At 63.7% G+C, this 8,875-nt stretch carries 6 protein-coding genes and 1 tRNA gene; 1 reads left to right on the top strand and 6 read right to left on the bottom strand.

Going from position 1 to position 8,875, the window contains the following annotated elements:
* Nucleotides 1–669 precede the first annotated feature (669 nt).
* The 5 genes from AC3WJM_RS15980 to AC3WJM_RS15960 all read right to left on the bottom strand — a co-directional run bounded on the left by AC3WJM_RS15980 (nucleotide 670) and on the right by AC3WJM_RS15960 (nucleotide 7,263).
* The gene (locus AC3WJM_RS15980; RefSeq protein WP_492272337.1) at nucleotides 670–1,587 is read right to left on the bottom strand and encodes a dihydrodipicolinate synthase family protein; all 918 of its coding nucleotides are present in this window, start codon (nucleotides 1,585–1,587) and stop codon (nucleotides 670–672) included.
* A 35-nt stretch (nucleotides 1,588–1,622) separates the two neighbouring features.
* On the bottom strand, nucleotides 1,623–2,429 hold the full coding sequence (locus AC3WJM_RS15975) for an ATP-binding cassette domain-containing protein (RefSeq protein WP_284988761.1): 807 nt from the start codon (nucleotides 2,427–2,429) through the stop codon (nucleotides 1,623–1,625).
* Nucleotides 2,426–4,564 (bottom strand): dipeptide/oligopeptide/nickel ABC transporter permease/ATP-binding protein, encoded by a 2,139-nt coding sequence (locus tag AC3WJM_RS15970; protein ID WP_492272336.1) that lies wholly within the window; start codon nucleotides 4,562–4,564, stop codon nucleotides 2,426–2,428. Before AC3WJM_RS15970 ends, AC3WJM_RS15975 begins: the two co-directional genes overlap by 4 nt.
* 2 nt (nucleotides 4,565–4,566) lie before the next feature.
* Nucleotides 4,567–5,523: an ABC transporter permease gene (locus AC3WJM_RS15965; RefSeq protein WP_059388624.1), complete on the bottom strand. Its 957-nt coding sequence runs from the start codon at nucleotides 5,521–5,523 to the stop codon at nucleotides 4,567–4,569.
* Between the two features lie 99 nt (nucleotides 5,524–5,622).
* Nucleotides 5,623–7,263, bottom strand: coding sequence for an ABC transporter substrate-binding protein (locus AC3WJM_RS15960; protein ID WP_492272335.1), 1,641 nt, complete (start codon nucleotides 7,261–7,263; stop codon nucleotides 5,623–5,625).
* A gap of 364 nt (nucleotides 7,264–7,627) precedes the next feature.
* On the opposite strand from AC3WJM_RS15960, the gene AC3WJM_RS15955 reads away from it, so the two are divergent.
* Nucleotides 7,628–8,356: a FadR/GntR family transcriptional regulator gene (locus AC3WJM_RS15955; RefSeq protein ID WP_284988764.1), complete on the top strand. Its 729-nt coding sequence runs from the start codon at nucleotides 7,628–7,630 to the stop codon at nucleotides 8,354–8,356.
* A 280-nt stretch (nucleotides 8,357–8,636) separates the two neighbouring features.
* Here AC3WJM_RS15955 and AC3WJM_RS15950 read toward each other — a convergent pair.
* Nucleotides 8,637–8,710: transfer RNA gene (locus AC3WJM_RS15950), tRNA-Arg, on the bottom strand.
* Nucleotides 8,711–8,875 lie beyond the last annotated feature (165 nt).

Raw genomic sequence — 8,875 nt, 5'->3', positions numbered from 1 at the left:
CCCACAACCCCCGCGGCAGTCTTCGTCCCCCCAAGATCGACCCCGACCACGTACATCATGCTTTGTCCTCCGGATCGTTCGATTGCTGTTGCTGCGGTTCGTTATGGTCAGGTTAGCCGTGGCCGGTGCTGGTCCCGGCTGCCGTCGGCGTGTGGTCGGGTTCGTTGTGGCTGGGACAGCGCGGACCGTGCGTTTTGTCTGTGCTCAAGTTAGGTGTGGTTGCGGCGGCGCCAAACCGCGGCCTTGCCGGCGCTTAGACACCTCCCGACGTCGCCTTCCGGTCGCTGGGCGACCTTCAGACGACTCTGGTCGGCGATGCGCGCCTACGCAAGACCCCGGCCCGGCGCCTCGGGCGATTAGCTCACCTGACGCTGGGACCTGCCGCCTCACCGATTGGGCCTGCCGCCTGCAGCGGCACAGTGCAGATCCCGGCCCGCCGCAACGGTGACCCAATCGCCCGAGTGCCGGAGGGACGGTTTTGTGTAGTCCCGCATCGCCGACCAAAGCATTGCGGAAGTCGCTCAGCGACTGTAGCAGTGCGTCGGGAGGTGTCTAAGGGACGGCAAAACTGGTCCTGCGGCACGACCCGACCACGGCGACAAGCTCGGGTGAGCTGACGACAACGCAGCATAGGTGACGTCCTGAATCAGGCGAGCCGACGCCGCCCTTCTAGACCAGGCCGTTGCGCTCGAGGATCGTGCGGATTGCGGAGGCTTCTTCGGCGTTCAGGGAGAGCATGGGGGAGCTCATGGTGTTGGATTCGATGATGCCCATGATTTGGAGGGCGGTCTTGAAAGCGCCTAGTCCTGCTGCGCCGCCGGAGACGCGGCCGTTGGGGGTGTAGACGATGTCGAAGAGGTCGGCCAGGCGGTCTTGTTCGGCGGCCGCTGCGGTCCAGTCTCCGGCCTGGGTGGCGTCGAACAGGCGGCGGTAACCGGCGGGGTCTACGTTGCCGAGGCCGGGTACTACGCCTTGGGCGCCGGCGAGGAGGGCGCCGTCGACGACGATTTCGTGGCCCGTGAAGATGTCGAAGTCGGGGATGTCCTTGGCTGCGAGGAGGAGTTGGCGGAAGGAGACGTCGTCGCCGGAGGAGTCCTTGACGCCTGCGATGACGCCGTCACGGCCGAGGCGGACCAGGAGGTCGGTGGGCAGTTTGAAGTGGGTGCGGACGGGGACGTCGTAGGCGAAGATCGGCTTGTCCACGGCAGCGTGGATGCTGCGGAAGTGGGTTTCGGTCTCCTGGGCGTTGCCGATGGCGTAGTACATCGAGGTGACCACGATTGCGTCGGCGCCGAGATCCACGACTTTGCGTGCTTCTTCGATGACCCGGTTGGTGGTTTGTTCGTTGGCGCCGACGATCAGGGGCACGGCGCCGGCGTTCGCGTCGGCGATCGTGGAGACCACCAGTTCGCGCTCTTCGTTGGTCATGTAGGGGACCTCGCCTGAGGAGCCCAGCACGAAGAGGCCGGACACGCCGCCGTCGAGCAGGTGCTTGGTGACGTTCTTCAGGGACGCGGTGTCAACGCGCCCGTCGGCGTGGCGGGGGGTGATGACCGGGGGAATGACGCCCTGGAACTGAGTAGACACAAAAATCTCCGTTGCTTGGATCTGGATGGGAAAACTTAGGTGTGGAGCAGGCTGGGCGCGGCGCCGAGCAGCTTCTTGGTGTAGTCGTTGCTCGGGTTGTCGAAGACCTGGGCGGCCGGGCCTTCTTCGACGATCTGTCCGAAGTACATGACGCAGATGCGGTCGGAGACGTAGCGGACAGTCTGGATGTCGTGCGAAATGAAGACCATGCCGAGGTTCAGCTGGGTTTTCAGGTCGGACAGCAGGTTCAAGACTTGGGCGCGGACGGAAACGTCGAGGGCCGACGTCGGCTCGTCCGCCACGATGATGTCCGGGTCCAGGGCGAGGGCGCGGGCGATCGCCACGCGCTGGCGCTGGCCGCCGGAGACTTGCGACGGCGTGACCTCGGCCGCCGATTGTGGCAAGCCGACAAGGGCCAGCAGTTCCTTGACCTTGGTCGAGCGCGACGCGGCGTTGCCGATGCCGTGAACCTGTAGGGGATCGGTGAGGATGTCCTGGATGGTCATGCGCGGATTGAGGGCCGTGGCGGGGTCCTGGAAGACGACGGATACGGCGCGTCCGAACTCCTTGCGCATCCGGGCGTTGCGTTTGATGGCCGGCTTGCCGTGGAAGAGCACCTGGCCCGACGTCGGGGCCTGGAGTCCCACGAGCACTGACGCGAGCGTTGATTTGCCGCAGCCGGACTCGCCGACGATGCCGACCGTTTCGCCCCGGCTGATGCTGAAGTCCACGCCGTTGACTGCCTTGACGATGTTGGGCCGGAAGAGGCCGCCCGTGCGCGCCCGGTGGTGGACCTTGACGTCTTTGAGCTCGATGACCGGTTTGCCGGTTGAAACACTCACTTTGCGTCCTCCTTCAAGTGGCTGGCCCAGTAATGGTCCCGGTCTGCTCCGCCGCCGGCGGGTTCAACAACGGCGAGGACCAATTGCTGGTTCGGGTCGGCGTCGGGCCTCAACGAACGCGCCGCAAAACGGTCGCCTGGAGCGAAATCGCGCGGTGACGGGACGGTGCCTGGGATCTGGTGGAGGCGGACGGCGTCGGCTTCGATCGAAAGGACCGCGCCCAACAGACCGCGCGTGTATTCGTGCCGCGGGTTCTGCAGGAGCTCCGAAGCCTGTGCGGATTCCACCACCTGGCCGGCGTACATGACCGTGATCCGGTGCGCCAGGGAGGCAACCAGGGCGAGGTCGTGGCTGACGAAGACCATGGCGAAGCCGAGCTGTTCGCGCAGTTCGTTGAGCAACTCCACTACTTGCTTCTGGACGGTGACGTCGAGGGCGGTGGTGGGTTCGTCTGCCACCACGATCTTCGGCGAGCGTGAGAGCGCCATGGCGATTAGGACGCGTTGGCGCTGGCCGCCGGAGAGCTCATGCGGGTAGCTGGCGAGGGTGCGGACGGGATCGAGCTTGACCATTTCCAGCAACTCGGCAGGGGTCTTGCGGCCGCCGCGCCTGGTCAGCTGGGTCATCTGTTCCTTGATCTTCATGGATGGGTTGAGCGAACTCAGCGCATCCTGGTAGACCATGGCGATCTGTTCGCCGCGCAGGCCCTGGTAGGCCTTGCTGTTGCTGTGCTTCGAGCCGGAATCCAGGAGTTCCTTGCCATCGAAGACGATGGAACCGGTGATCTCGGCGGTCTTTGGCAGGAGGCCCATGATCGCGAGGGACGTGATGGACTTGCCGCAACCGGATTCGCCCACCAGGCCCATGGTTTCGCCTTCGCGGACGGTGAAGGAGACGTTGTCCACGATCGCGGTCTCGCCGAAGCGGCCCGGGAAGCGGATGGACAGGTTCTTGACCTCCAGAACGTTCCTGGCGTCGGCGGGGACCTGGGGGAGCCTGTCCGTGCGCTTGGCCTCGATGGATGCGAGGAGCTCGAGTTCCTTATCCAGTAGGGCATGCGGATTCTCTGCTGCGAGCCTCGGATCGTTCAGGACGGACGCCGCGTAGTCCTCTTCGGAGAGCGGATCGCCGTTGGCGGCGCGAACGCCGTCGAGCTCGTGCTGTTCCACCACGGAAGACTGGGCTACTGACGTCGCGATCTCGGTATCGACGGCGGCGCCCGCCACCGCCGCGCCCGCAAAGGCAGCGGCAGCGCCGTCGTCGTCCTTCACGACCGGCGCCTTCCGCAGCTTCGGGTTCACCATGGCATCGGTGAGCCCCTCGGCGAGGATGTTCAGCGCAAGCACGGTGAGCAGGATGGTGAGGCCGGCGAAGGTGGTTGCCCACCAGCCGCCGGAGAGGACCAGGTTGCGGCCGTAGGAGATCACGTTGCCCCACGATGGCGCGGGATCCTGCACACCGGCGCCGAGGAAGGACAGCGATGCTTCGAGGATGATGGCGTCGGCCACCATGACCGTGGCGAAAACCAGCACCGGGGCCGCAGTGTTGCGGACAATGTGCTTGAGCAGGATGTAGGCGCGGCCGGCGCCCATCACGCGTTCGGCGCGGACGTAGTCTTCACCGTATTGGGAGAGCACATTGGCGCGGACCACGCGGGCGAGCTGCGGGGTGTAGATGATCGCGATCGCGACAATGATGGTGGGCACCGAGTTGCCGAACGCCGCCAGGAGCACGGCCGCGAGGGCGATGCCTGGGAACGCCATGAGGATGTCCATGAGGCGCATGACGATCTCGTTGACGGCCTTGCTGGACGTCGCGGCGAGCGAGCCAAGCACGGCGCCGACGACGATCGCAAGGGCCACTGCGCCGAGGCCGATCATGAGCGAAGACTGCGAGCCGTAAAGGAGCCGGGAGAAGACGTCGCGGCCCAGGCGGTCGGTGCCGAAGAAGTGGTCGCCATCCGGAGCTTGCGCAGGAATGAACGTTTCCAGGGGGTCGTGTGGCGCGATGACCGGAGCGAAGATGGCTGCCAGGGCGATGACCACGAGGAACAACAGGGCAAAACGCGATCCCCATGGGAGGGACCTGAAGCGGACGCCCGGGGCGCTGAGCCGTTCAGCAAGTTTGCTGCGCATGGCTATACCGTCCTGATTCGGGGGTTGATGAGCAGGTACAGGAGGTCCACCACGATGTTCACCAGAACGAAGGTGACCGAGATGGTGAGGACCACGCCCTGGACCAGGTTGACGTCCAGGTTGGTGATGCCGTTGAGGATCAGCTGGCCCATGCCTGGAAGGGCGAAGATCATTTCAATCACGACGGCGCCGCCCAGGAGGTAGCCGATCCTGAGTCCCAGCACGGTCACCGGAGTCACGAGCGCGTTGCGCAGGACGTTGCGGGACACCACCTCGCGGTACGGAACTCCGTTGCCAATGGCTGTCCGGACGTAGTCGCGGTCCAGTTCCTCCACCATGGACGTGCGGACCACGCGGATCAGGGAAGCGGAGACCGGAATGCCGAGAGCGAGGGCCGGGAGCGCCATCGAGTTGAGCCAACCGCCGAAGCCGGACTCCGGCGTCGCGATCCCGCCCGAGGGAAACAGAGGGTTGTCACCGAGCGCGAACCACTGGATGAGCAGGATGCCAAGCCAGAAGGACGGGGTGGCGATGGCCGCAATGGAGAAGATCCGGACCAGTTGGTCCTGCCACTTGTCGCGGTAAAGGGCGCCGATGATGCCGAATACCAGCGAGAGCACGACGGCGATGATCACGCCGAGGAACGTCAGCTGGAGGGTTAGCGGGAAGGCAGACGCGATCATGCTTGCCACCGACTTGGACGGCGGGGTGGTCACGCCGAGATCGAGCTGCAGGAGCCTGCCGAGGAAGCGGAAGTATTGGACGAACAGGGGATCGTTCAGGCCGTTGTCCTGGCGGTACTGCTGTTTGGCGGCCTCGCTGGCGCCTTCGCCGAGGGCCGTGCTGGCCTGGTCGCCTGGGGCTGCTTGAAGGACGAGGAAGACCAGCAGCGTGATGCCCAGGATCATCAAGGGCAATGCCGCGAGCCTACGTCCAAGCAGACGCAATATCATGACCATTTGTTCTCCGGTTGCTTTGGTGCGGGAACCCAACTGACTCGCAGTAAGTGTCGTTTTGAGCCGTCTAAACGACAACAAATGCGAGCCAGTTGGGTGTGGCTAGGAGGTGCGGCCGACGCCGATGAAGGACAGTCCCGTGGTGGGCAGCGGCTTGAAGCCTGAGAGCTTCTTTTCGTCCCATGCACTGGGGAGCTGGCGGTGGAAGAGCGGGTACAGCGGGACTTCGTCCGAGACGAGGTCCACGATCTGGCCGGTGATCTTCTTCGCGTCGGCGGCTGCGGCCTGCGAGCCCTTGTCCATCAGGCCCTGGAGGGTGGCGCTCTCCGGAGTGGTCCAGTAGGCGCGCTTGGCCATCCAGGTGGCGCCGGAGTAGAACCAGCTCAAGAGCAGGTCTGCGTCGTTGCCGAAGACGGAAGGGTCGCCCGGGGCCGCAACCACGGAGAAGTCGGCCTTGCCAACCCTGTCCGAGTACAAGGCGCCGGACTGCAGGTTCTTTGCGGTGACCTTGACGCCCGGGATCTTGTTCCAGGATTCAAGCATCAGCGGGGCAACGTCCTTGACCCAGGCAGTATCGGTGGTGAGCAGCTCGAATTCGAGGTTGCTCACGCCGGCTTGCTTGAGGAGTTCCGCGGCCTTCTGGGGATCGTAGCCGTAGACGTTCTTGGCCTTGACGTAGTCCGGGTGGCCTTCCTGGAAGTACGACGACGCAGCCTTGGCATTGCCGAACAAGGCCTTCTTGATGATGGCGTCCTTGTCCAGTCCATAGTGGAGTGCCTGGCGGACCAGCTTGTTGTCGAACGGGGCCTTGGCGCAGTTGAACATCAGGAACAGCATGCCGAAGGACTGCACGGATTCAACGCGGGTCTTGGACTTGAGCCCGTCCATGTCCAGGTACGGGACGTCTTCGATTGCCTGGACGCGGCCTGACTGGACTGCCGTGACACGGGCGGCCGCGTCCGAGAGCAGCAGCCAGGTCATGCCCTTGGCGAGTGCCGGCTTGGGACCGTTGTAGTCGGCGAAGGCTTCGAAGACGATCTTGTCGTCCTTGACTGCCGAAATCAGCTTGTAGGGGCCGGAACCGACGGGCTTGGCATCGAATCCCTTCGGATCGGCAGAGGCCAACGCCTTCGGCACCACCTTCACCACGGAGATACGTGGTCCGAAGCCGGGGAAAGGATATTTCAGCGAGAACTCGACTGTCTTGGCATCGAGGGCCTTGACGTCCTTGATGAAGGGAATGAACTGGGAGAACAAGGACTTGTTGGCCGGGTCCATCACGCGGGTGAAGGAGTAGACAACATCGTCGGTGGTGACAGGGGCGCCGTTGTGGAACTTGGCACCGTCGCGGATGGTCACCTGGTACGTGGTGTCGTTGACCTTCTTGGGGTCGCTGGCGGCCAGCGCGTTGTAAGGCTCGCGGGTGGCGGGGTGGAGTTCCACGAGGCCTTCGAAGACGTGCAGGTTGGCGGCCTGCGGCGTGGCGCCGGAGGACGTCATCGGGTCGAAACCCGTGGACAGGGCATAGGAGATGCCTGCCTCGATGGTGAGATCCTTGTTGACGGCCGCAGTGTTGTTTGCCGCGCCCGTTGTGGTGGAGGCAGGACCGCCACATGCCGACAGGGTAGCCGTGAACGCTGCCGCGGCTCCAATCGCCCCGGTCAGCTTGAGGAAGTTGCGTCGGCTGGCGTCGCTGACCAGCGGCAGGGTGTTAATCGTGTTGCTCATAAGATGCCTCACCATTCAAGTTTTCTGGTTATCGGATGTAGGACATCCGATGCTCGTAAAGAAACTGTAAGGGTGGTCACATGAAGTCGTCAAGCGAGATCTGGATCACTGGTGGCCGGAGGAGCGGTCGCGGCGGTGCTGCCGGAGTGCTGCCGGTGGGCGCGGCGCCGCGGTTTACCCTGCGAGATTCGGGCCCGGGGCTCGGTGAAAAATAAAGGCGAACATCTATCAAGGAGATGGGACATCCGATATTGTATGTTGCGAAGCACTATATCCACGGTGGGCGCTAGGCTCACCTCAACATTAACACTGCACTGATTCCTTGTCCCCGGTCCTGAAAGGATCCGGGCCAGGGAGGGGTACTTTTGCAAGGAGAGCCATGACCACTTCCGGTGTCGTTCCGCAGGCGCGGTTCAGCGCACAGGCCCGGCTCAGGGCCCTTCAGTCGGACATTATGGAATTGATCCTCGAGCGCGAGCTCGAGGCGGGCGATCCTTTGCCCACGGAAAATGAACTCTCCGTGGCGTTGGGGGTAGGGCGCAACACCCTGCGCGAATCGCTGAAAGTGCTGCAGGCGCTGGGTGTCATCGAGATCCGCCACGGCTTTGGCATGTTCGTCGCCCCGAGCAACTTCGAGGCGCTCGCCGACGGCCTGACGTTCCGGGGCCGCTTGTCCCTGCGCCACCAGGGGCTCGAGGCGCTGCAACTGGTGGACGTGCGCCAGGCCCTCGAATCGGGGCTGATCGGATCCTCCATGGATGTGATGACCGCTGAACAGCTCGCCCTGATCGAAGAGGCCGTCAAGCAGATGGAGGAGCTCGCAGCCTCCGGCGAGAACTTCGTAGCCGCCGACGCTGAGTTCCACCGCCGGCTGTTCGAGCCGTTGAACAACGAGCTCCTCATCAATCTCATGGGCGTTTTCTGGAAGGTCTACCGGAAGATCCACGTGGAGATCGGCTCCGACAACGAAGATCTTGTAGCCACCGCGGCCATGCACCGAAGCATCTATACCGCCGTCGCAACCGGCGACAAGCTCGCGGCCGCCGAACTGCTCAATCGTCACTTCGACGGAATCCGCCGCCGCATCAGCGAGGCCGTCGCAGTCTGAGGCCTGGCACCCAAGCTCAAGGGCCGCCGTCGTACTTTTCATGAAGTACGACGGCGGCCCTTGCCTTTTGCGCGCAACCCCCGGAGACGCTGCCCTTCCTGACCTTCTTTGGTTTGGGAAAGCGCTTACGACACGGCGAGTCTCGTCATGTGGTGGCCGTGGGGCGGCAAAGAGGGTCAGGACGGCGCGCGCAACCCACGAGACGAGGCGCGCCAACCAACCCGGCCCGGAATTTGACGAAAAAAGACCCGCACCGGGTCCGGTGCGGGTCTTCATTTTGTGCGCCCAAAGGGATTCGAACCCCTGACCTTCTGTTCCGTAGACAGACGCTCTATCCAGCTGAGCTATGGGCGCATCTTGGTGATTCTCGGGAGTTTCAAACTCGTTCCCCCCTCGAACCTCAATAAACTTTACGCGAGATCCCCGTTCGTGCCAAATCGACGCGGTGTAATCTGCCTAACTAGACCGGTCTATGTGACCTTGGTCACTAAATTTGGCCAATCGCTGACGCGGATCCTT

It is taken from the genome of Arthrobacter sp. FW306-1B-G06A, from assembly GCF_058781765.1.
This window is presented reverse-complemented; position numbering and strand designations above follow the sequence as displayed.